Origin of the sequence: Aeribacillus sp. FSL K6-2833, assembly GCF_037965815.1 — a bacterium.
Lineage (GTDB): Bacteria > Bacillota > Bacilli > Bacillales > Aeribacillaceae > Aeribacillus > Aeribacillus composti.
This window is the reverse complement of sequence record NZ_CP150189.1, coordinates 1098131-1120919: the sequence shown is the minus strand read 5'-3', so window position 1 is coordinate 1120919 and position 22789 is coordinate 1098131. Positions and strand designations below refer to the sequence as shown.

Genomic DNA, 22789 nt, shown 5'->3' with positions numbered 1-22789 from the left:
TTCAGCCTAAAGCAATTTCGTTTTATGATAGGAATGGATAAATGGCTGACCATGCATCCTCTTTTCCGTAGCCAGTTTCTGCTGAAAAAAGAATAAGCGGATCATTTTTTTCCATTTTTAGCGTTTCCTTCACTACTTTTAAGTGTTTTTGCCATTTTCCTTTAGGAATTTTATCCGCCTTTGTTGCGACAATTACAGCAGGAATTCCATGATATTTTAAAAATTCGTACATCATGACATCATCAGATGTAGGTGCATGGCGGATGTCAATGATAAGAATACATGCTTTAAGCTGTTCTCTTTTGAGCAAATACGCTTCGATCATTTTCCCCCATTTTTCCCGCTCCCTTTTCGACACTTTGGCAAATCCATATCCGGGAACATCAACGAAATAAAATTGATCGTTAATTAAATAAAAGTTTAACGTTTGCGTTTTCCCAGGCTTTGAAGAGGTTCTCGCCAAATTTTTTCTATTGATCATTTTATTAATAAACGAAGATTTCCCGACGTTAGACCTTCCTGCCAGAGCGATTTCTGGAAAATCGGTTGATGGATATTGATCAGATTTAACCGCACTTATGACAATTTCTGCTTTTGTTACCTTCATTCTTTTTCTCCTGCCAATGCATGTTTTAATACTTCATCCATATGTGAGACAAGAACAAAAGTCAATTCTTTTCTTACGCTTTCCGGAATATCATCTAAATCCTTTTCATTTTCCTTCGGCAAAATAATTTTCTTTAAACCGGCACGATGGGCGCTTAATGTTTTTTCTTTTAAACCGCCTATCGGCAGAACGCGGCCTCTTAAAGTAATTTCACCTGTCATTCCGACTTCTTTTCGAACCGGTCTTCCAGTTAATGCTGAAATAAGCGCCGTTGCCATCGTAATGCCTGCAGACGGTCCATCTTTTGGAACAGCTCCTTCAGGCACATGAATATGGATATCATATTGTTCGTGGAAATCTGGATCTATCTTTAGTTCTTTTGTTCTAGATCGAATATAGCTGAAAGCGGCTTGAGCCGATTCCTTCATGACATCTCCGAGCTTTCCGGTTAAAATCAGCTTGCCTTTACCCGGAGAGATGGACACTTCAATGGACAGCGTATCGCCGCCGACCGTCGTATATGCGAGACCGGTCGCCACACCGATTTGATCCTGCAATTCTGCCTGACCGTATCGAAACAATTTTTTGCCCAAAAAGTCTTCAAGAGTTTTAGCGGTTACAACAATTCTTTTTCTTTCACCTGTTACAATCGTTTTCGCTGCTTTTCGGCATATTGCTGCGATTTGGCGTTCTAACCCTCTTACCCCTGCTTCGCGCGTATAATAACGAATTATATTTAAAATTGCTTCTTCTCTTATTTGCAAGTGACCTTTTTTCAGTCCATGCTCTTTTAATTGTTTTGGAAGAAGATGATCTTTGGCGATATGAACTTTTTCTAATTCGGTATAACCGGCAATTGTGATAATTTCCATTCTGTCGCGCAGCGGACCTGGAATAGTTGCTAAATTATTAGCTGTCGCAATAAACATGACTTTTGATAAATCATACGACTCTTCAATATAATGATCGCTGAAATTATGGTTTTGCTCCGGATCCAGCACTTCAAGAAGAGCAGCTGAAGGATCACCGCGAAAATCGCTGGACATTTTATCAATTTCATCCAGCAAAAATACCGGATTAATCGTTCCCGCTTTTTTCATCCCTTGAATGATCCGACCCGGCATCGCACCGACATATGTTCTTCTATGGCCTCTTATTTCCGATTCATCCCGAACGCCGCCAAGAGAAATTCGAACGAACTTTCTATTTAATGATTTTGCAACAGAACGGGCAAGAGATGTTTTCCCAACGCCAGGCGGTCCCACTAAACATAAAATAGGGCCTTTAAGCGAATTTGTTAATTTTTGCACTGCTAAATATTCAAGCACCCGTTCCTTTACTTTATCTAGTCCGTAATGCTCTTCATTTAAGATCACTTCCGCCAGCTTTATATCCAGTCTGTCCTCTGTTGCCTTGTTCCACGGCAAGGAAATGAGCCAGTCTAAATAATTGCGGATCACCGCACTTTCAGCGGATGTTGAAGGGATTTTTTCATATCGGCTTAGCTCTTTCATAGCCGTTTTATAAACATGTTCCGGCATTCCCGATTTTTCGATTTTTTCAGTCAAATCTTCTATTTCGCCCGTTTTACCTTCCTTTTCTCCGAGCTCTTTTTGAATGGCCTTCATTTGTTCGCGCAAATAATATTCTTTTTGCGTCCGTTCCATTGATTGACGGACCCGCTGGCCTATTTTCTTTTCAAGCTGCAGAACTTCCTTCTCATTATGGAGCATTTGAATAATTTTATTTAATCTTTCTTTCACATCAAATGTTTCTAATATTTCTTGCTTATCTTTCAGCTTGATCGGCAAGTGAGAAGCAATAATATCGGCCAATCTTCCTGGTTCCTCTATATCCAAAACGGTTGCAAACGTCTCACTTGAAATTTTTTTAGACATTTTTATGTATTGCTCAAAATATTCAAGCGCAGTTCGCATCAAAGCTTCTTCTTCAACATCTTTTTGAAGCGGTTCTTCATAAGTATCAACTTGTACAGAAATATATGGTTCCTTGCTTTCAAAACTTTTGATTTCGCCTCTTTTTTGTCCCTCGACAAGCACGCGAATGGTGCCGTTCGGCAGTTTGAGCATTTGCTTAATTTTCGTCAGCGTTCCAATATGGTATAAATCATCCTCTTTTGGATCATCTATTGAAACTTCCTTTTGTGTTGTTAAAAATATCATATGATCATCCATCATCGCCTTCTCAAGCGCCTGTACAGATTTATCGCGTCCTACATCTAAATGTAGCACCATCGATGGATAAACTAACAAACCTCGAAGCGGTAGGAGGGGGACGATTCTATTCTCTTTTTTCGCCATATTTTTACACCTCCATCATGTGAAAAATAGATTATACAGCGTCCTTGTTCAATTCTATCCTATTCTTTCTGCACTGTCTATTTTCAAACTTATCTTTATTGAAAGGAATAAATAACTGCCTCAATAAAAATAAAGGTTCAGTGCCACGGCCTGAACCCTGTTAGGCATTTGGAATAAAGACGCTGCTTTAAACCGATTTTTTCTCTATGATTGTCTCTGGATAAATTTGCTCCGTTGGAGGATTGATGAGCGCACAATCTAACACTTCCTGAAAGCTTCGAACAGGAATAATTTCAATGTCTTCAATCGTTTTTAAAATTGACTGCATATTCTCCTCTGGTATGATCACTTTTTTTGCACCTGCCATCTTGGCAGCTTTTATTTTTGGAATAATTCCGCCAATCGGTTTTACATTCCCATGAATGCTGATCTCTCCAGTCATCGCAACGGTATTATCAACAGGAATTTTGTGGATGGCAGAAAAAATGCCGGTTGCCATCGCTATTCCTGCACTCGGTCCATCAACAGGTACCCCGCCGGGAAAGTTTACATGTATATCATAATCATGGGCATTAACTCCCATTGATCGTAACACTGTTATGACATTTTCAACGGAGCCTTTGGCCATGCTTTTTCTTTTGATGGATTTTCCGCGGTCGCCAATGTTTTCTTCTTCTACAATACCTGTAATGTTGATCGTTCCTTTTTCTTTTGCCGGAATAACCGTCACTTCCACCTCTAATAAAGAGCCGCTGTTTGGTCCGTAAACAGCAAGACCGTTCACCAGTCCAACTTTAGGTTCATTTCCAATTTTCTTTTCATATTTTGGTGTAAGCTGGCTGGAATGGACAATCCATTCAATATCTTCGACTTTCACTTCATTTCGGTCCTCGGTGATGGCAATTCCAGCAGCAATTTGCATCATATTGGCAATTTCTCTTCCATTGCGGGCATAAGAAGTTAAAATGGATATTCCTTTTTCTGAAATTTTTACATTTACTTTTTCAGCCGCTTTCCGAGCAACGACCGCGAGTTCATCGGCCGTTAAATCTCTAAAAAATACTTCAAGGCAGCGCGAGCGAATGGCGGGCGGTATTTCAGATGGTGTTCTTGTAGTTGCCCCGATCAAGCGAAAATCAGCCGGGAGACCGTTTTGGAAAATATCATGAATATGACTTGGAATTTGAGAATTTTCTTCACTATAATAGGCGCTTTCTAAAAAAACTTTTCGGTCTTCAAGTACTTTTAACAGTTTATTCATTTGAATGGGATGGAGTTCGCCAATTTCATCAATAAACAACACGCCGCCGTGTGCATGAGTCACTGCTCCTTGTTTCGGCTGTGGAATTCCGGCTTGTCCCATTGCCCCAGCACCTTGATAAATGGGATCATGAACAGAACCTATTAAAGGATCAGCTATTCCCCGTTCATCAAATCTCGCTGTTGTTGCATCCAATTCAACAAAAACAGCATTATGTTGAAAAGGAGACTTTTTATTTCTTTTCGCTTCTTCAAGAACGAGCCTTGCAGCAGCCGTTTTTCCTACACCAGGAGGTCCGTAAATAATAACATGCTGGGGATTCGGCCCGCATAAAGCTGCTTTTAATGCTTTGATGCCATCCTCCTGTCCGACGATGTCAGAAAAGCTTTTTGGACGAATTCGTTCTGAAAGCGGCTTTGATAATTGGATAGCTCTCATTTTTCTCAATTGTTCCATTTCTTTTTTCGACTCGCGGTCAATGGAAATTTTTTGCGTCCGCTGATTCCGCAATAAATTCCAAAAATAAAGACCGACAATGACTCCGAAAATTAATTGTATGAAAAGGGCAATCCCTGTCCAGTTCATCCTGAGTTTCCTCCTCAACAAATGTTTATCCCCTATTATTTCCTTTGCATATACGGATTAAACATATGTTGAGGACGGATTTTAATGAAAAGAAGGATCGAGTTGTATGAACTCGATCCTTCTTATTTTTATGAGAACAACTATCTTTTTACAAAAGCAAATTCAAGACTAAAAAGCCCGTCAAAACCTGTCTTATGCGGAAGTTTTCGTATCTTCATTTATAATGGTTCCATCATTTGCAATCAGCTTCGGAGGAATTTTTTCTCTTACAGTGTTTGCCGTGATGACACATTTTGTAATATCATCACGAGACGGCAATTCAAACATCACATCAAGCATAATGCCCTCAATGATAGAACGAAGGCCGCGCGCACCTGTTTTTCGTTCAATTGCTTTTTTCGCAATTTCTGATAATGCTTCTTCTTCAAATTCCAGCTCAACGCCATCTAGCTCGAGCATTTTTTGATATTGTTTAACAAGCGCGTTTTTCGGTTTTGTTAATATTTCGACAAGTGCTGCTTCATCAAGCGGTTCAAGGCTGGCAATGACAGGCAAACGCCCGATAAATTCCGGAATTAACCCGAATTTTAATAAATCCTCAGGTAGCACCTTTGAAAGCAGCTGCTTTTGATCAAGCTCTTTGTTTCGGCTATCTGCTCCAAATCCAATGACCTTTTGCCCTAATCTGCGCTTGATGATTTGCTCTATGCCGTCAAATGCTCCGCCGCAAATAAATAATATATTAGTCGTATCGATTTGGATAAATTCTTGATGCGGATGTTTTCTTCCGCCTTGTGGAGGAACACTTGCTACAGTTCCTTCCAAAATTTTCAGAAGTGCTTGTTGGACGCCTTCACCAGACACATCTCTTGTAATGGATGGATTTTCTGATTTTCTAGCAATTTTGTCAATCTCATCGATGTAAATAATTCCTTTTTCCGCTTTTTCCACATCGTAATCAGCAGCTTGGATTAGCTTCAGCAAAATATTTTCAACATCTTCCCCAACGTATCCAGCTTCCGTTAACGACGTTGCGTCAGCAATTGCAAATGGAACATTCAAAATGCGTGCAAGCGTTTGTGCAAGCAGCGTTTTTCCGCTTCCTGTCGGCCCGATTAACACAATATTACTTTTGGACAGCTCAACATCATCAATTTTATTGTTTGAATTAATCCGCTTATAATGGTTGTAAACTGCAACCGCCAAAGATTTTTTTGCCTGCTCCTGCCCGATTACATATTCATCTAAGATGCTGAGAATTTCTTTCGGTTTCGGAACATCCTTAAATTCAGCCTCTTCTTCCGTGCCAAGCTCCTCTTCTACAATTTCTGTGCAAAGTTCAATACATTCATCGCATATATAGACGCCAGGACCAGCAACCAGCTTTCTCACTTGATCTTGAGTTTTTCCGCAAAACGAACATTTTAACTGTCCCTTTTCATCGTTAAACTTAAACATGATATCACCCCTTAATTTCCTTCATTGCCTCCCCACCCATATATAAACCGCACGCATGAATCGGGGAACAATGCTTTTCAAACAAAAGAAAAGTATGTATCGCATTTTATCATAAAACAAAAGAAAAGCGGTAATGAAAAGTATGTATAGTTATGTGACAATTATTATGTACAGTTTCGAACGATTTAACGCTTTTCATTTTATAAAACAAGGCACGATCAAATCGCGCCTTGTTATCAACTTTATCAAAGATCATGATGTTCCTGTAACTATATTATGCAACATCTTTTCTATTTTCTACAAGAAAATCGACCGCTTTTTTAATTTTTAAATCTTCTTTTATTCCTTCTGTTGAACCGAGTGCTCTCTTAACGCTTTCAACTGGCATATTGTACATGTCAGCCATTTTTTGCAGCTCTTCATTTACTTCTTCTTCTGTCACATCAATGTTTTCAGCTTTCGCAATTGCTTCTAATGTTAAGTTATATTTCACGCGCTTTTCAGCGTCTTTTCTCATTTGTTCACGCAATTCTTCTTCGCTTTGACCAGAGAATTGGTAATACAGTTCTAAGTTCAAGCCTTGCAATTGCAAGCGTTGTTGAAATTCATTCATCATTCTTTCAAGTTCATTGTCAATCATCACTTGCGGAATGTCCACTTCAACATTTTCTGCAGCTTTTTCAACAAGTTCATCACGAAGTTTATTTTCAGCTTGTGTGTTCTTTTGCTCTTCTAAACGCTCTCTAATTTTCGCCTTTAATTCTTCAAGTGTTTCAACCTCATCGTTTACATCTTTTGCAAATTCATCATCCAATGCAGGGAGTTCTTTCGTTTTGATTTCATGAATTTTCACTTTAAAGACAGCCGGTTTTCCAGCAAGCTTTTCCTCATGATATTCTTCAGGGAACGTTACTTCTACATCCTTTTCTTCGCCTGCTTCAAGCCCGATCAACTGATCTTCAAAACCAGGGATAAATGTGCCGGAGCCGACTTCCAAAGAATAATTCTCAGCTTTTCCACCTTCAAACGCTTCGCCGTCAACAAAACCTTCGAAGTCGAGGACGACTGTATCTCCCTCTTCCACTTTTCCTTCTTCTTTCACAACCAATTCAGCATGCCGTTCTTGAAGCTGTTTTAATTCGTTTTCCACATCTTCATCCGTAACGGTTGTATCTTCTTTTTGGACATCCAAACCTTTATATTCGCCAAGTTTCACTTCTGGTTTGACCGTTACTTTAGCCGTAAAAATAAGCGGTTTATCTTTTTCAATTTGTTCAATATCAATTTCAGGACGGTCTACCGGTTCAATTCCAGCTTCTTCAACCGCTTTTGGATAAACTTCTGGAAGCAAAATATCAAGCGCATCTTGATATAGCGCCTCAACACCGAATCTCTTTTCAAAAATAGGGCGCGGCACTCTTCCTTTGCGGAATCCTGGAACGGCTACATTTTTTACAACTTTTTTAAATGCTCGATCCAGCGCTTCTTTAAATGTTTGTGCATCTACTTCAACGGTTAAGACTCCTTCGTTTTTCTCTAATTTTTCCCATTTAACTGACATTTGTTTCCCTCCAACAATCTATAAATATTATTCGTGAGTACACGATAAAAATTTTTTATATGCCTTGTCCGTAAAGAAACAAGCCATAAAATAAATATGTCAAAAAAGGATAACCGCACCAATAGCAAGAAAGGTGCATACAAAAAATATACATTTTACAACCATTTTATTATACCATAGGATACAATCCTTTCAATAGGACTCTACCATCTAATGTTTGAAATTTCTTCAATTTGTCTAATTTTATCGCAAACTGAAATAAACTCAGCACTTTTTATGTTGTAAATCCGCTCAACTTCCGTCAGCTTGATGACGATCCCAAAAATTTCGTAGCCAACGTAATGAAGCGCTGCTGCCCAAATATTTGCATTTTCCGGTTTAGGATGAAAAGGATACATGACATATAAATGACGAATCCATATATCTTTTACAGCTTCGAAAAGGGTTGGATTTTCATTTCCTAAAAAATCGTCCAAAAGATTGAGCACTTTTTTGGCAAACGTCATTTCTAATAAATCTTGAAGATGGATAGGATTTACAGCGGTAGTTTCCCCGAATTTCTCAACGGTCATTATTCGTGCTATTTCATGATCTCGTAATATTTGCAGCAGCATTGTTTTCACAACCGGATGGACCGTTTTTGACTGAAGCATCTCTTCAATCGTATGTAAATTTTTTTTAACATTATTATTATTTTTGATCGAATGTATGTAGGAAATTTGCTTGTCCAGCCTGCTGAAAAGATCATCGTCATTCGGTTCTGGACTGATTTGCTCTTCGCTCATCCTCCGGCTAAAATGAAGCAGCTTGTAAAACTGTTCTGCATGTGCTGCCGGAAGTTTATTTTCTTCCAAAACCGCTTCAATCGTCGTTTTTACCTCATCATATTGTCCAAGCTGTACTAAAATCGTTAAATACATCTGCAATATTTCAAAATAATTTCCTTTTGCTTCGTGAAGCATTTTTTTACAAATTTGTTTTGCTTCCTGATATTCTCCAAGCTCCATTAAGCATAAAGCAATTCCTATTTCAATATCAGGGTGATTTGAATTCCAAGATCTCGCCTCTAAAAAAAGGTCGAGCGCTTGTTCAAATTGTTTATTATGTAACGCATTCATTCCTTTTTCAATCAATCGTTCTTTAAGTCGGGGAAAGGGAATGATTTTTCCATTCGCTTTTTTCATTGTAGAAAACCTCTTTATGATTTTGCTACAAGTTTACCAGCTGGGCAACGAGAAAACAAGAATCAAAAGAAAAAGCGGAGGATGCAATATCATCATCCCCACGCTTTTGCCTTTTGTTCAAATTGGCTGATCTGCTCTTCATATAATAATGTAAATCCTATTTCGTCGCGTCCATTTAAAAGCATTTCCTTCCAATGCTTATTAATGTCAAAATGAAACTCAAATCCTTCTTGATCAAATACTTTTTGCTGTTCTAAATCAATCGTACATTCGTACACATTTCCTTCCGCTTTTTTGAGCAATGTTTCAAACACTTCTTCATTGACCCGTATCGGCAGGATTCCGTTTTTTAAACAGTTTTGATAAAAAATATCTGCGAAGCTAGGCGCGATAATTGCGCGGAAACCAAAGTCTGCTAAAGCCCATGGAGCATGCTCTCTTGATGAACCGCAACCGAAATTTTCGCCAGCCAGCAAAATTTGTGCGCCTTTGTAGACTGGCTGATTTAACTCGAATTGTGGATTTTCCTCACCATTATCTAAATATCTCCAATCAAAAAAAGCAAATCTTCCATAACCTGTCCGTTCAATTCGTTTTAAAAATTGTTTCGGAATGATTTGGTCCGTATCCACATTTGTTCTATTTAATACTGCAATATGGCTAGTTAATGTTGTAAAAGGCTGCATGCTGCTTCTTCCCTCCTCATTTTACTGCTTCAAGCTTCTCTGTCCGAATATCAACAAACTTACCATAAATTGCTGCCACTGCTGCCATTGCAGGACTCACTAAGTGAGTTCTTGCCCCTTTCCCTTGACGTCCTTCAAAGTTGCGGTTGGAAGTAGACGCACATCGTTTTCCAGGAGGCACGACATCGTTATTCATGCTTAAACACATGCTGCATCCAGAATCTCTCCATTCAAAACCAGCATTGATGAAAATTTCATGCAATCCTTCTTGTTCTGCTGCTTGTTTTACTTTTTGGGAGCCTGGAACTACGATCGCTTTCACATTTGGAGCAACCTTTCGTCCTTTAATTACATTCGCCGCTGCACGCAAATCAGTTAGTCTTGAGTTTGTACATGATCCAATGAATACATAATCGATTTCAATGTCTTGAATGTTCGTTCCCGGTTCAAGTCCCATGTACTCATACGCCCGTTTGAAGGAAGCAGCTTCATTTTCATTGCGTGCATCCTCAAGTGTCGGAATCGAATGGTCAACAGGCAGCACCATGCTTGGATTTGTACCCCAGGTAACCATCGGTGCGATGTCTTCCCCGCGGATTTCAATTGTTTTATCAAATGTAGCTCCTGGATCAGATCTTAAAGATTTCCAGTAAGCAACTGCTTTTTCGAACTCTTCCCCTTTCGGAGCATATTTTCTTCCTTTTATATAATTAAAGGTTGTTTCATCCGGAGCTATTAAACCGGCGCGGGCACCTGCTTCGATTGACATATTGCAAATAGTCATCCGTTCATCCATTGATAAGCTTTCAATCACTTCACCCGAATATTCAATAACATAGCCTGTACCGAAATCAACACCAAATTTTCCAATAATGTAAAGGATGACGTCTTTGGCCGTGACTCCTTCTGACAAAGATCCTGTCACTTTCACTTGCAAAGTTTTCGGACGGTGCTGCCATAATGTTTGAGTGGCCAAAACGTGTTCTACTTCACTTGTTCCGATTCCAAATGCCAGCGCCCCAAAAGCGCCGTGTGTCGATGTATGGCTGTCTCCGCATACAATAGTCTTTCCTGGAAGAGTAAGCCCTAATTCCGGACCGATAACATGGACAATTCCTTGATCATCGCTGTCTAATCCTGCCAGAGTAATTCCAAATTCTTGGCAGTTTCTTTCTAAAGCACTTATTTGGTTTTTAGCTACATCATCTTCAATGACAAAGCGGTTCACGGTTGGGATATTATGATCCATTGTGGCAAAGGTGAGATCAGGACGTCTCACTTTCCGTCCGTTTTGTCTCAATCCTTCAAAAGCTTGCGGTGATGTAACTTCATGTATGAGATGAAGGTCAATATAAAGCAGATCCGGTTTTCCCTCTTCCCTTACGACCACATGATCATCCCAGATTTTTTCTATTATGTTTCGAGGCTTCATTTTCTTTTTCCCCCTATTTCCTGTTTTGTATCTATTAAGAAAACGGTGAGCTCCTCCTGCCGGAAAAGCCCACACCCCCCCATTTTATTCGTAGGAATCGATAATATTTAATAGTGCATAATCGTTCGCAAGCACTTCTTTGATTTCTTCCACCATTTCAGTTGTATGAATAAATGCACCTTCATTATTTGTTAAATCTCTCGTGCACTTTCCGGAATCCAACACATGTTTAACCGCTTTTTCAATGGCTCTAGCTTCTTCATGAAGATCAAAGGAATAGCGGAGCATGAGCGCACCAGATAAGATCATTCCGACAGGGTTTGCCAGGTTTTGGCCGGCAATGTCAGGAGCTGATCCATGCACTGGTTCATATAAGTGCAATCCACTGTTTGATAAGCTTGCTGAAGGAAGCATGCCCAACGATCCAGTGATCATGGATGCTTCATCGCTTAAAATGTCACCGAACATATTTTCCGTCACAATCACATCAAACTGGCTTGGCATGCGGATCAATTGCATGGCCGCATTATCAACAAGCATATGCTCCAATGTGACATCAGGGTATTTTGAAGCCAATTCTTCAGCAATTTCACGCCAAAGCTTGCTAGTTGTAAGCACGTTTGCCTTATCAACAGACGTTACTTTTCCTCGGCGTTTTTGCGCCATTTGAAAAGCTGTTTCTAAAATGCGTTCAATTTCTTTCCGTTTATAAAAAAGCGTGTCAACCGCTGCTTCTTCTCCGTCTGAAACGATTCTTTCACTCGGTTTCCCGAAATAAAGTCCGCTTGTCAATTCGCGTACAATCACCAAGTCAACATCTTCTATTTTTTCTCCCTTTAACGGAGATATTTCTTGAAGGGCTTTATAAGTTTGAACAGGGCGGATATTTGCAAATAAGTCCAACTCTTTTCGAATGCCTAGCAATCCTTTTTCCGGACGGAGTTCAGGAAGATTTTTATCCCATTTCGGACCGCCTACAGCTCCTAATAAAACCGCATCGCTTGAACGACATAATTCAATCGTTTCTTCAGGAAGAGGTGTCCCGCACTTATCTATCGCTTCTCCGCCAATTAAGCCGAATTCAAATTCAAAATCATGTTTGTAATATTGTCCAATAGCCTTTAAAACCTCAATAGCTCCGTTCGCTACTTCTTTTCCAATGCCGTCTCCCGGCAAAACAGCGATTTTTTTCTTCATCACGTTCCACCCCTTTCATGATTTTATACAGTCGCCTGATGTTTTTCCTTCGCTGTATGTTTGAGTAATATCGCCCTGTTGACAGCATTTAGATAGGCTTTGGCAGATGCTTCAAGCACATCCTGGGCAATGCCGCGTCCTCCCATTTCAATTCCGTCCACGTTAACTTTTACATATACTTGCGCTAACGCATCGCGTCCTCCTGAATTAGATTGGATTCGGTAGTCCAGCAAAGTGACGGACTGCTTCAAACAGCGTTCTAACGTATTGTAAATAGCTTCTACGCTTCCATTTCCTGTCGCAGCCTCTTGAATTTCCTCGTTTTCTTTCGTTTTCAGCGTCACAGTGGCAGACGGGACTCCAGTCGTACCATATGTTACCTGCAGCGCCGCAAGTTCATATGTTCCTTCTTCACCTGTTAATTGTTCTTCTAATACAAGAGCTACAAGATCATCTTCCGTCAATTCTTTTTTCTTTTCAGAAAGTTCCTTAAAAGCAGTGAATAAACGATTTGTCGCTTCTTCATCCATTGTAAAGCCTAATTCCTTGAGCTTTACCCGAAATGCGTGACGACCAGAATGTTTCCCTAATACTAAACTGTTGGACTGTACCCCAACAAGTTCAGGAGATATGATCTCATATGTTGTTTTTTCTTTCAGCACACCGTCTTGATGTATGCCAGATTCATGGGCAAAAGCGTTTTTCCCGACGATCGCTTTGTTTGGCGGAACTATCATTCCTGTCAATTTGCTCACTAAATCACTTGTTCTCTTAATTTCATTTAAGCGGATGTTTGTTTCAACTTTGTAATAGTCTTTTCGAATGTACAGAGCGACAGCCACTTCCTCTAAAGCTGAATTGCCCGCACGCTCTCCAATTCCGTTAATCGTACCTTCAATTTGCCCTGCTCCATGTTCTACAGCGCTGAGAGCGTTCGCTACTGCCATTCCTAAATCGTCGTGGCAATGAGCGGACAAAATGACTTGATCAATGTTTTTCACATTTTGTTTTAAATATTCAAATATTTTGCCATATTCAATCGGAGTGATATAGCCTACAGTATCAGGAATATTGATGACTTTCGCGCCGGCTTCAATCACTTTTTCAACAATTTCCGCCAAAAAATCGAGTTCAGTGCGGCAGGCATCCTCTGCAGACCATTGTATAATAGGAAAAAATTTCGCTGCATATTTGACGGATTCTACTGCACGCTCGATCACTTGCTCCTTCGTCATTTTCAATTTATATTCCCGATGAACAGGCGATGTTGCAATAAACGTATGAAGTCTTGGCTCCGCCCCGTCTTTCAATGCTTCCCACGCCGCATCGATATCTCCTTTAACAGATCTCGCCAATCCTGTAACAGAAGAATTTTTGATTGTTCTGGCAATTTCCTGTACTGAGCGAAAATCGCCTGGAGAGGAGGCAGGAAAGCCTGCCTCAATAATGTCCATTCCAACTCGTTCCAGCTGTTTTGCGATTTCTAATTTTTCTTTTAAGTTTAGGTTTACTCCAGCGGATTGCTCGCCATCTCTTAAGGTTGTGTCAAAAAAGTTAATTTTTCGCACCAGTTACCACCGCTTCCTTATTTTTAGGCTTTACAAACGGCATCATGTCTCTTAACACTCTTCCGACCTGTTCAATTTGATGCTCATTTTCACGATTATTGATCGCGTTAAACTGCGGTCTTCCTACTTGGTTTTCCAAAATCCATTCTTTCGCAAATTTTCCAGTTTGAATATCATTCAATACAGCTTTCATGTTTTCTTTTACATGCGCATCGATTACGCGCGGTCCAGATATAAAATCACCCCATTGAGCTGTATCGGAAATGGAGTATCTCATGTTGGAAAGCCCGCCTTCATACAGTAAATCCACAATTAATTTTAGTTCATGCAAACATTCAAAATATGCAACTTCAGGCTTGTAACCTGCTTCAACAAGCGTTTCAAATCCAGCTTTTACAAGGGATGTTAACCCGCCGCAAAGAACTGCTTGCTCACCGAAAAGATCCGTTTCTGTTTCTTCTTTAAACGTTGTTTCAAGAACGCCGGCACGTGCGGATCCGATTGCTTTTGCATATGCTAAAGCCAATTCTTTCGCTTGACCTGTTACATTTTGTTCAACAGCAATCAATGCCGGAACCCCAGCTCCTTCAGTGTAAGTTCTTCGCACAAGATGACCTGGGCCTTTAGGTGCAACTAAAAATACATCCACATCGCTTGGCGGAACAATTTGATTGAAATGAACGTTAAATCCATGGGCAAATACGAGAGCATTTCCTGCTTTTAGTCCCGGCTTCACTTCATTTTCATAAAGCTCTCTTTGCTTTTCATCCGGAACAAGCACCATGATAATGTCTGCTTCTTCAACAGCTTCACGAACTGTTTTAACTTCCAATCCATCCTCTTGAGCTTTTTCTAATGATTTACCTTTTCTAACGCCAACTACTACATCTACGCCGCTTTCTTTTAAATTTAAAGCATGCGCGTGACCTTGAGAACCATATCCTAAAATCGCTACTTTCTTCCCTTCTAATACAGCTCCGTTAATATCTCCGTTATAGTATACTTTTGTCATTTGTACATCTCCCTTTCTTAAATGTTTTACTATATTTAAAAATGTATTAGACGATTGAAAAAGTTTTTTCGGACTGCTGCAGCTTTTGTGTACCGCGAGGAAAAGCTGTCAGTCCTGTTCTGGCTATTTCCTTGATGCCGTACGGTTTCAATAAGTCAATCAGCGCTTCAATTTTGTTCGGCTCACCTGTTACCTGTACGACAACGCTGTCTCTGCTAACATCAATGATCGATGCGCGAAACGGTTCGATCACACCGTATATTTCCATTCTTGTCGATGGATTTGCAACAACTTTAATTAATGCTAGTTCTCTTGCAACAATTGATTGATTTGTGATATCCATCACTTTCAACACATCAATTTGCTTATTTAATTGCTTTGTAATTTGTTCAACTTCTTTTTCTTCTTTAACATTTACAACAAATGTAATTCGCGAAACGCCTTCTATTTCCGAATGGCCGACAGAAATGCTTTCGATATTATAGTGTCTTTTCGTAAACAGGCCAGTAATTCGGTTTAAAACTCCTGATCTATTCATGACAGTCAGCGTAATGATTCGCTTCATTTCTTTATCCCCACCATTTCATTCAGTCCTTTGCCAGGAGCAATCATTGGATATACGTTTTCTTCCGGTGCTACGACGATTTCAATCAGCTCCGGCTCTCTGTTTGCAAAGCTTTTTTCCAACACTGTCTTAAGATTTTGATGATTTTGGATTCTTACTCCTTTTATTCCAAACGCTTCTGCCAATTTAATAAAATCAGGCTGCGTTTGAAAGACGGAATGAGAATAACGTTTTTCATAAAAGAGTTCTTGCCATTGGCGAACCATACCGAGCGAATTGTTGTTCAGAACGATTACTTTGATTGGCAAATTGTGCTCTTTGATTACCGCAAGCTCTTGGAAGGTCATTTGGAACCCTCCATCACCCAATATCGCGACAACCGTTCTGTTGCGGTCAGCAAACTGCGCGCCGATAGCTGAAGGGAGTCCAAAGCCCATCGTTCCAAGTCCGCCCGATGTCACCCATCTGTTTGGCGAATTAAAGCGATAATATTGCGCAGCCCACATTTGATGCTGGCCTACATCTGTTGTAACAATTGCTTCTCCTTTTGTTTGTTTATAAATTTCTTCGATCACTTCTTGAGGTTTGATTTCATTTTCAGATTTTTCATACCATAATGGATATTCTTTTTTATATTCAGCAAGATGCTGAATCCACTCTTGATGATCGCCTTTATTTCCTTCCTGCTCGATCAAAAGCTTCAATACTTGCTTCGCGTCGCCGACAATCGGAATTTGTGTGGGAACATTTTTACCAATTTCGGCAGGATCAATGTCAATATGTGCTACAGTTGCATTAGGCGCAAAATGTTTAAGATTTCCTGTTACTCTGTCATCAAAGCGGGCTCCGATGCTAATCAATAAGTCGCATTCATAAAGAGCCATGTTAGCCGCGTATGTTCCATGCATTCCTGCCATTCCTAAAAATAGAGGATGATCCGCTGGGAAACTTCCTAATCCAAGTAGAGTGTTTGTGATCGGAATTTGCTGCTGCTCAACATATTCTCTCAGTTCATTCGCAGCATTGGCATGGAGAACGCCGGCACCAGCTAAAATCACCGGTTTTTTTGCACTGCTGACCGATTCCACCAGCCTGCGGATTTGCAAGTAATTCGGCTCTAATTTCGGCTGGTAGCCAGGCAATGACAATTCCATATCATATTCGAAATTGCCTTCCGCCTGTGAAATATCTTTTGGAATATCGATCAATACAGGTCCTGGTCTTCCAGTTGTTGCGATATGAAACGCTTCTTTAACAATTCTCGGTAAATCATTTATATCCCGAACTTGATAATTATGTTTTGTAACGGGCATGGTAATTCCGATCACATCTGCTTCTTGGAAAGCATCAGAACCGATCACAGTTGTTGCTACTTGCCCTGTAAAGACGACGAGCGGCAAAGAATCAATTAATGCATCCGCAAGCCCTGTCACTAAGTTGGTTGCACCAGGTCCTGAAGTGGCAATGACGACACCCGGTTTTCCGGATATACGTGCATATCCTTCAGCAGCATGGATTCCTCCTTGCTCGTGTCTTGTTAAGACGTGAAAGACTCCAGAATTATATAGCTTATCATATATTGGCAAAACGGCTCCACCGGGATAGCCGAAAATGACTTCTACATTTTCCCTTTTTAAGGCTTCGATGAGCATTTCCGACCCCGTCATGGTTGTTGTTGTACATTTGGTTTTCAACTCATCCAACTGTACATTCGCAGTCATGAATATATCCTCCTTTTAAACAGATGTGATAGAATTTTTAGATAATGAAAAACCTTCCCGCCCCTATGAAACCCACTTATAGCAGGCCAAAGGGGCGAGAAGGTTGAATTCCCGCGGTACCACCCTTCTTCGTGATCAATCGATCACCTCATGAACGGAATATCCGTTCTTTTCCTAACGAGTGCATTGGGATGCACCCGGCCAATCCTACTCGCTGTCCGCTTTCGAAAAGGCACTCGGAGGCGAGTTCATCCTTGGTGATAACGCCGGTTTTCAGCTCCCCCGGCTCTCTGGAGTTATCTTAACCAAAGATTACTAATCCTCTTCATCGTTTTCATCTATAAATTTTTACATTCAATCCTTATACGAAAATTTATGTTTGAGCCTTATAATACGCTGATTTTTCAAAAGTGTCAACACCATTTTTATGAATTATTTGATTATTTTTATGAAACAGTTTTTTGGCAACGTTTACAAACTTATTATTTCAACATTTTATAATACAATGAAAATTTTTTATGCTCTAAATTGAAATAAATATCGATTCCAAACCATTTGGCAAAATGTGCGTAATATTTTATTTAAATTAATTTGAATAGCCAACGTTTTCAACAAATGCGGCAAAAGAAAAAACATCCATTTTATTCGAAATTACACCAGTTTTTCTTAAAGGCTCGGCAACCCGAACACTTCAGAAAGAGGGCTGTAATCTGTTTTAATCAGTAATGCAGCATATGTATGTTCTAAAACCTTGAACGTTATTCGATTTTAAATAAAAGCCCTTCACTTGAAACGAGCAATTTCGGAAGAAGGAAAAAAGACAAAGTATGTTGTATAAAAAATATTTGGAACAATATATGGTGGAGGAGATTATATGATGAACAAACAAAAGCTTGAATCTTTCTGTCTCAAACTTCCCGGTTCTGTTCATGATTACCAAATTGATTGGGAAGCAGACCGATATAAAGTGGGAGACAAAATATTTGCGATTATAGGATGTGATTCTGAAGGAAAGCCAATCATCACGTTAAAATGTGATCCGCATCATTCTGAACAATTAAGAGAAAATTACGATGGCGTCATTCCAGGCTACTATATGAACAAAAATCATTGGATCTCAATATATTTTAACACGAACATCCCGGAGGAAATTTTGGAAAACCTGATTTTTCGTTCCTACGAACTTGTTTTTCAAAAATTGCCGAAGAAAATACAAAAGCAAATAAAACTGCAATAACTTAGGAAATAATGACATTGCTGTTTTGGGCGTCACTTATTAGATGTGAACTCCTCCTCAGTGAAAAGCCTCAAATCTTTTTAAATGGAGCTTAGAATTGGATTTGCATCCACGGATTTCGCTTATACACATGCTAGTCTTTTAATGCATAGAAACCATAGGCCTGCAGCAATAAATTTTTAAACATTGAAACGATAAAAAGCAGAGCAAGCTAAATCCTTACTCTGTCTAATAAACTGTATTAATTATTTTTTTAAATTACTAATTGTTCTAAAGCATGTTCATTGTATTTATTAAGATCTACAATATCAAACCCGATAAAATGTTCAAACTCTTTATCAGAAAAGCAAAAATTAAAAGCTCATAAATATTGACATATCAATATTTATGAGCATTATGTAATAAATTCATCCTATTCAAAATTAACATAAATGGCGTCCCAACAGGGATAACAACCACATCACAAAATTATTGATATTTCAAGGATGAATAGACATGCTCGTTCATCCCATGCAAAATTTGTGCAAAATTATTTTCAGCTGCTATCCCGTACAAAAAAGGCGGATTCCTCCGCCTTTTTTAATTGCACTTTTGAAAAACTCGTGCATCGCAGTTGGTACAACCATGATTGGCAGTACATTAAAAGATCGGATTATTCAGCCAACAAAAAAAGAATTTTCTGATAATATAATGTGTATTGTAATGTTTCTTTAGTGTAGTTTTTATCTTCCTAAATTTAGGTAAAAATCACTTCTGTAATAACTTAACAAAATAAGTTATAATTACCTTTGAAGGAGGTATACCTTTATGAAAGCCAATGTAATCATCAAAGCGATCTTATCAGCGACACTGACGGCAATAGGCTTTTTATTGCTGGATTATTTATTTGTGGGATTTGAAGACAGAAATATGGTCATCCAATTTATCCTTTATTTAATTATAACCCACCTTATGATGTTTTCTATTATGCGTAAAAACTATATATAAAGTTAGGACGTAAAATAGTGAAAAAGATATCCCTTTGTGCAATGACTCTAGTATTAGTACTTGGTTTACATCAGAAGAAGTACAAGCTAAAGGGAACTCTCCTTATGTCGGACAGATTAAAATTGTCACATATAAAGTTCATAAGTCCAAATTAAAAAGATATTATCAAGCATCCAAAATTACAAACCAGACCCTTGAATATGTTAATGAGTTTGTTGCCGGCGGACTAGGAGCAACAGCAAAAAATTTCCTTCAAAGAGGACTTATTGCGTTAGGAACATACAGTCTAGCAAAAATAATAGGACTTGGCTCCAAACCCCAAATGAATGAAACTAAAAAAATCTTAGAACGAATTGTATTTGATAATTTAAAATTGAGCCACTTTTGAAGGGTTCGATCACATAAAAAATGAGCCACCTGATTTCCAATTTTCATTACCTCCCTTATGATTGAAAGTGCCTAAACTTTTCATCAGAGGGAGAGAAAAAGGATGATCAAGATGGCTCAATTTCATCATATCAAATTCTTGCATGAGGTAGAAGGGCTATCCCAACGACAAATTGCTCAAAAATTAGGGATTTCAAGAAATACCGTAAGCAAATATCTAAAACAGAATGAGGCTCCAACCACCATTCATCGGCAGAAAAACTATCATGGAAAGGAGTATTCCGATGAAACGAAGCGAGTCTTGCCCATTATTGATCAATGGCTCGAAGACGATCTAAAACGTTGGGGAAAACAACGTCATACCGCTGCCAGAATTTATCGAAGATTGGTCGATGAGTACGATTTCAAAGGATCTGAGTCCAACATCCGTAAGGTTGTAGCCAAACGTAAGAAGAAGCTACAGGAAGTCTTTATTCCCCTTGACTTTCAACTCGGCCACCAATTCCAATTCGACTGGGGAGAGGCGGATATTATTCTACAGGGTCGAACACAACGAATTTACCTCTTTTGTATGCAACTTTCGGCAAGTCGAATGCGATTTGTACGAGCATACCTGCATGAGAAACAGGAGGCTTTCTTAGATGGCTTTGTCCATGCGTTTGAATTCTTTGGAGGAGTACCTACCGAAGGGGTATTTGATAATTTAAAAACAGCCGTAGTAAAAATACTCCAAGGGAGAGATCGTCTCGAACAGGATGCTTTTCTAGCCTTACAATCCCACTATTTGTTTAAGGCAGAGTTTTGTAATATTCGTTCCGGGAATGAAAAAGGACGAGTGGAAGGGACGGTCGGATACGTAAGAAGAAACGTCTTCGTTCCGCTTCCGGACGTACAATCGCTGGAGGAATTAAACGCTTATCTATTGGACTGGTGTTTGAGAGAGGCGGAAGAAAAAACCGTTCCGTTCACTAAAGAAACGGTTGCGCAAATGTGGGCGAAAGAAAAGGAGTATCTACACCCACTCCCTGAAAAGAAGTTTGAAGCTTGCCGATTAGTCTCTTGTCAGGTGAATAAGACCTCTTTAATTACAGTGGAGACCAATCAGTATTCTGTCCCTTGTAGTTATGTAGGTCAAGCTGTATGGGCAAAAATATTTGTCGATCATGTGATCGTTGTGGCTCAAAATCAAGTGATCGCTGAACATCCTCGTTCTTACGAACGGAACCAGATGATCACCAATCTAGATCATTATCTGGAGGCATTATTAAAAAAACCGCGAGCGATTCGGGATGCCCATGCATTTCAATCATCTGACCTTCCGGATGTATTTAGGCGTTTTCACCGAAAAATGAGGGAACAAGAAGGAGCCGCGGGCGACCGTAAATTTATCCGACTCCTTCTCCTTCATCGAGAGATCGGGATGGAAAAATTGACACAAGCATTACGAGAAGCTGAACAAGCGCAGGTCTATCGGTATGAAGTCGTCCATGAAATCATTCAAAGACTGACGAATAACTACTTGCAGGTCCAAGATCTATCTAAGGAGAAAACGCCTGTAAATCTACTAGACTATAAAATTCAAAAGGCAAACGTAGCTCAATACGGACAATTAACGGGAGGTCAGATGAAATGACAACAGAAATCCTTTTAGACCATATCACGAAGCAATTGAGAATGCCTACAATTGCGAAACAATATCGCTCTCTCGCAAGAGAGGCAGAAGAAAGAAATCTACGGTATGAAGAATACTTATTGGCACTATTAGAAGCAGAAGTGCAGGCAAGAGAGGAAAATCAAAGACAGCGAAGGCTCAAACAAGCTGCCTTTCCCATCCACAAAACTTTAGACACCTATGATTTTACTTTCATGCCGAGCTTAAATCGAAATCGATTTCTCACACTCGCAAAAGGTGAGTTTGTAGAGAGAAAAGAGAATATTATTTTTCTAGGGAATAGTGGCACAGGGAAAACCCATTTGGCCATTGGGCTTGGAATCGCTATGATCCAAAATGGCTACAAAACCAAATTCATTACTGCTTCCGAGTTAGTGGAAGAGTTGCTTATTGCTAAAGAAGAGCACAAACTTGGTGCGTTTGAGAAGAAGTGGCTCAAATATGATGTGATCATCGTAGATGAACTGGGATATATCCCCTTTTCCAAAACAGGAGCAGAGCTATTATTTCAGTTCTTTTCCAATCGCTATGAACGTGCAAGTGTCATCATTACAACAAATCTTGAATTTGTAGAATGGACGAACATTTTTGGGGATGAAAAGATGACAGCAGCGTTGCTTGATCGGCTCACTCACCGTTCGCACATTCTTCTTCTAAACGGAGAATCTTATCGATTCCGTCAAAGTATGAAACAGAGGGAAAATGGGGAGTGGTAGCCAGGTGCGCGAAGCGTTTGGATGAGTTGCCCCTAGGGGCAACTCATCCAAACACCCACCTTCTCCCATTTATGGGAACTCTGATTCTAAAAGTGGCTCACTTTTGAAGTGATCGCTCTGGCTCAATTTATTATTGACAAAAACACGAATGAAAAAGGGATAAGCTAATTATCTGATTGTTAAGTAAAAATATCGTTATTCCTATATAAGTGGTTCTGGAACAAGATAGTATCCATATGGAAAAGCTGATATAAGTTACTCCAAGTAATGCCTCTCCAAAAACAGATAATGAGTTGTCCGAAAAGTTAAGCATCTCTCGTTTTAACTTTTTGGACAATCCCCTTATGTAAGTATGTATCCTTTATCTCCATCATCTTTTTTATAAAAAAGGGATACTTCAAAATCCAGGATTAACCATCCGAACCTTCGAAATCAAACTAAGCACAGCCACGAGACTCTCCAGAATGAATATATATGCTCTTTTATTCCATACAAAATTCTGTTTGGCTGCTATTTCAAGCAAAAAAAAGCAGAGAAATCCGCTTTTTCTCCTTCCAACATTTCGTTCTATCCTGCCTATACGATCTACACAAAATTGAAGAAGATATGAAAAAAGAAGAGAGAGCTAAATA

The 22789-nt window shown here is 39.4% G+C and carries 18 protein-coding genes and 1 other annotated feature; of the genes, 5 read left to right on the top strand and 13 right to left on the bottom strand.

Annotated features, from left to right (window positions below):
• Window positions 1–22: 22 nt before the first annotated feature.
• From yihA to ilvB, 13 genes are all read right to left on the bottom strand, one after another.
• Entirely contained in the window at window positions 23–607 is a 585-nt protein-coding gene (yihA, locus tag NSQ94_RS05540) for a ribosome biogenesis GTP-binding protein YihA/YsxC (protein WP_063387465.1), read from the bottom strand.
• Entirely contained in the window at window positions 604–2928 is a 2325-nt protein-coding gene (gene lon / locus NSQ94_RS05535) for an endopeptidase La (RefSeq protein WP_339230325.1), read from the bottom strand. Before lon ends, yihA begins: the two co-directional genes overlap by 4 nt.
• A gap of 187 nt (window positions 2929–3115) precedes the next feature.
• Window positions 3116–4774, bottom strand: coding sequence for an ATP-dependent protease LonB (lonB, locus tag NSQ94_RS05530; RefSeq protein WP_063387463.1), 1659 nt, complete (start codon window positions 4772–4774; stop codon window positions 3116–3118).
• A gap of 192 nt (window positions 4775–4966) precedes the next feature.
• On the bottom strand, window positions 4967–6232 hold the full coding sequence (clpX, locus tag NSQ94_RS05525) for an ATP-dependent protease ATP-binding subunit ClpX (RefSeq protein ID WP_066249773.1): 1266 nt from the start codon (window positions 6230–6232) through the stop codon (window positions 4967–4969).
• Window positions 6233–6506: 274 nt separating this feature from the next.
• Window positions 6507–7793, bottom strand: coding sequence for a trigger factor (gene tig / locus NSQ94_RS05520; RefSeq protein ID WP_063387461.1), 1287 nt, complete (start codon window positions 7791–7793; stop codon window positions 6507–6509).
• A 203-nt stretch (window positions 7794–7996) separates the two neighbouring features.
• On the bottom strand, window positions 7997–8977 hold the full coding sequence (locus tag NSQ94_RS05515) for a tetratricopeptide repeat protein (protein ID WP_063387460.1): 981 nt from the start codon (window positions 8975–8977) through the stop codon (window positions 7997–7999).
• Between the two features lie 92 nt (window positions 8978–9069).
• Window positions 9070–9663 carry a 3-isopropylmalate dehydratase small subunit gene (leuD, locus tag NSQ94_RS05510; RefSeq protein ID WP_339230323.1) on the bottom strand — a complete coding sequence of 198 codons (594 nt, stop codon included), beginning with the start codon at window positions 9661–9663 and terminating at the stop codon, window positions 9070–9072.
• 16 nt (window positions 9664–9679) lie between these two features.
• Entirely contained in the window at window positions 9680–11095 is a 1416-nt protein-coding gene (gene leuC / locus NSQ94_RS05505; RefSeq protein WP_063387458.1) for a 3-isopropylmalate dehydratase large subunit, read from the bottom strand.
• An 84-nt stretch (window positions 11096–11179) separates the two neighbouring features.
• Window positions 11180–12292, bottom strand: a complete 1113-nt coding sequence (gene leuB, locus NSQ94_RS05500; protein WP_063387457.1) for a 3-isopropylmalate dehydrogenase — start codon at window positions 12290–12292, stop codon at window positions 11180–11182.
• Window positions 12293–12315: 23 nt separating this feature from the next.
• Window positions 12316–13860: a 2-isopropylmalate synthase gene (locus tag NSQ94_RS05495; RefSeq protein WP_063387456.1), complete on the bottom strand. Its 1545-nt coding sequence runs from the start codon at window positions 13858–13860 to the stop codon at window positions 12316–12318.
• Window positions 13847–14872, bottom strand: a complete 1026-nt coding sequence (gene ilvC / locus NSQ94_RS05490) for a ketol-acid reductoisomerase (RefSeq protein ID WP_339230321.1) — start codon at window positions 14870–14872, stop codon at window positions 13847–13849. Before ilvC ends, NSQ94_RS05495 begins: the two co-directional genes overlap by 14 nt.
• 46 nt (window positions 14873–14918) lie before the next feature.
• Window positions 14919–15437 (bottom strand): acetolactate synthase small subunit, encoded by a 519-nt coding sequence (gene ilvN / locus NSQ94_RS05485; protein WP_063387454.1) that lies wholly within the window; start codon window positions 15435–15437, stop codon window positions 14919–14921.
• Window positions 15434–17158, bottom strand: a complete 1725-nt coding sequence (gene ilvB, locus NSQ94_RS05480) for an acetolactate synthase large subunit (protein ID WP_063387453.1) — start codon at window positions 17156–17158, stop codon at window positions 15434–15436. Before ilvB ends, ilvN begins: the two co-directional genes overlap by 4 nt.
• A gap of 87 nt (window positions 17159–17245) precedes the next feature.
• Window positions 17246–17496 (bottom strand) — a binding site (T-box leader).
• Between the two features lie 539 nt (window positions 17497–18035).
• Between ilvB and NSQ94_RS05475 the strand changes: the two genes are divergently transcribed.
• The 5 genes from NSQ94_RS05475 (at window position 18036) to istB (ending at window position 22157) form a co-directional block, all read left to right on the top strand.
• Window positions 18036–18395, top strand: coding sequence for an MmcQ/YjbR family DNA-binding protein (locus tag NSQ94_RS05475; protein ID WP_066249800.1), 360 nt, complete (start codon window positions 18036–18038; stop codon window positions 18393–18395).
• Between the two features lie 807 nt (window positions 18396–19202).
• Window positions 19203–19382 (top strand): hypothetical protein, encoded by a 180-nt coding sequence (locus tag NSQ94_RS05470; protein ID WP_008880476.1) that lies wholly within the window; start codon window positions 19203–19205, stop codon window positions 19380–19382.
• Window positions 19383–19416: 34 nt separating this feature from the next.
• Window positions 19417–19770, top strand: a complete 354-nt coding sequence (locus NSQ94_RS05465; RefSeq protein ID WP_339230318.1) for a hypothetical protein — start codon at window positions 19417–19419, stop codon at window positions 19768–19770.
• 102 nt (window positions 19771–19872) lie between these two features.
• Entirely contained in the window at window positions 19873–21402 is a 1530-nt protein-coding gene (gene istA, locus NSQ94_RS05460; RefSeq protein WP_066251714.1) for an IS21 family transposase, read from the top strand.
• On the top strand, window positions 21399–22157 hold the full coding sequence (gene istB, locus NSQ94_RS05455) for an IS21-like element helper ATPase IstB (RefSeq protein WP_066251710.1): 759 nt from the start codon (window positions 21399–21401) through the stop codon (window positions 22155–22157). The genes istA and istB overlap by 4 nt, the downstream gene beginning before the upstream one ends.
• Window positions 22158–22789: the final 632 nt, after the last annotated feature.

Excerpts from the sequence above, each read along its gene's own strand:
- lonB (WP_063387463.1), bottom strand. The coding sequence starts at position 4,774 with ATGAACTGGACAGGGATTGCCCTTTTCATACAATTAATTTTCGGAGTC.
- tig (WP_063387461.1), bottom strand. The coding sequence starts at position 7,793 with ATGTCAGTTAAATGGGAAAAATTAGAGAAAAACGAAGGAGTCTTAACC.
- istB (WP_066251710.1), top strand. The coding sequence starts at position 21,399 with ATGACAACAGAAATCCTTTTAGACCATATCACGAAGCAATTGAGAATG.
- leuB (WP_063387457.1), bottom strand. The coding sequence starts at position 12,292 with ATGAAGAAAAAAATCGCTGTTTTGCCGGGAGACGGCATTGGAAAAGAA.
- lon (WP_339230325.1), bottom strand. The coding sequence starts at position 2,928 with ATGGCGAAAAAAGAGAATAGAATCGTCCCCCTCCTACCGCTTCGAGGT.
- NSQ94_RS05515 (WP_063387460.1), bottom strand. The coding sequence starts at position 8,977 with ATGAAAAAAGCGAATGGAAAAATCATTCCCTTTCCCCGACTTAAAGAA.
- istA (WP_066251714.1), top strand. The coding sequence starts at position 19,873 with ATGATCAAGATGGCTCAATTTCATCATATCAAATTCTTGCATGAGGTA.
- NSQ94_RS05475 (WP_066249800.1), top strand. The coding sequence starts at position 18,036 with ATGAACAAACAAAAGCTTGAATCTTTCTGTCTCAAACTTCCCGGTTCT.
- ilvC (WP_339230321.1), bottom strand. The coding sequence starts at position 14,872 with ATGACAAAAGTATACTATAACGGAGATATTAACGGAGCTGTATTAGAA.
- leuD (WP_339230323.1), bottom strand. The coding sequence starts at position 9,663 with ATGCAGCCTTTTACAACATTAACTAGCCATATTGCAGTATTAAATAGA.
- ilvB (WP_063387453.1), bottom strand. The coding sequence starts at position 17,158 with ATGACTGCGAATGTACAGTTGGATGAGTTGAAAACCAAATGTACAACA.
- yihA (WP_063387465.1), bottom strand. The coding sequence starts at position 607 with ATGAAGGTAACAAAAGCAGAAATTGTCATAAGTGCGGTTAAATCTGAT.
- leuC (WP_063387458.1), bottom strand. The coding sequence starts at position 11,095 with ATGAAGCCTCGAAACATAATAGAAAAAATCTGGGATGATCATGTGGTC.
- ilvN (WP_063387454.1), bottom strand. The coding sequence starts at position 15,437 with ATGAAGCGAATCATTACGCTGACTGTCATGAATAGATCAGGAGTTTTA.
- clpX (WP_066249773.1), bottom strand. The coding sequence starts at position 6,232 with ATGTTTAAGTTTAACGATGAAAAGGGACAGTTAAAATGTTCGTTTTGC.
- NSQ94_RS05470 (WP_008880476.1), top strand. The coding sequence starts at position 19,203 with ATGAAAGCCAATGTAATCATCAAAGCGATCTTATCAGCGACACTGACG.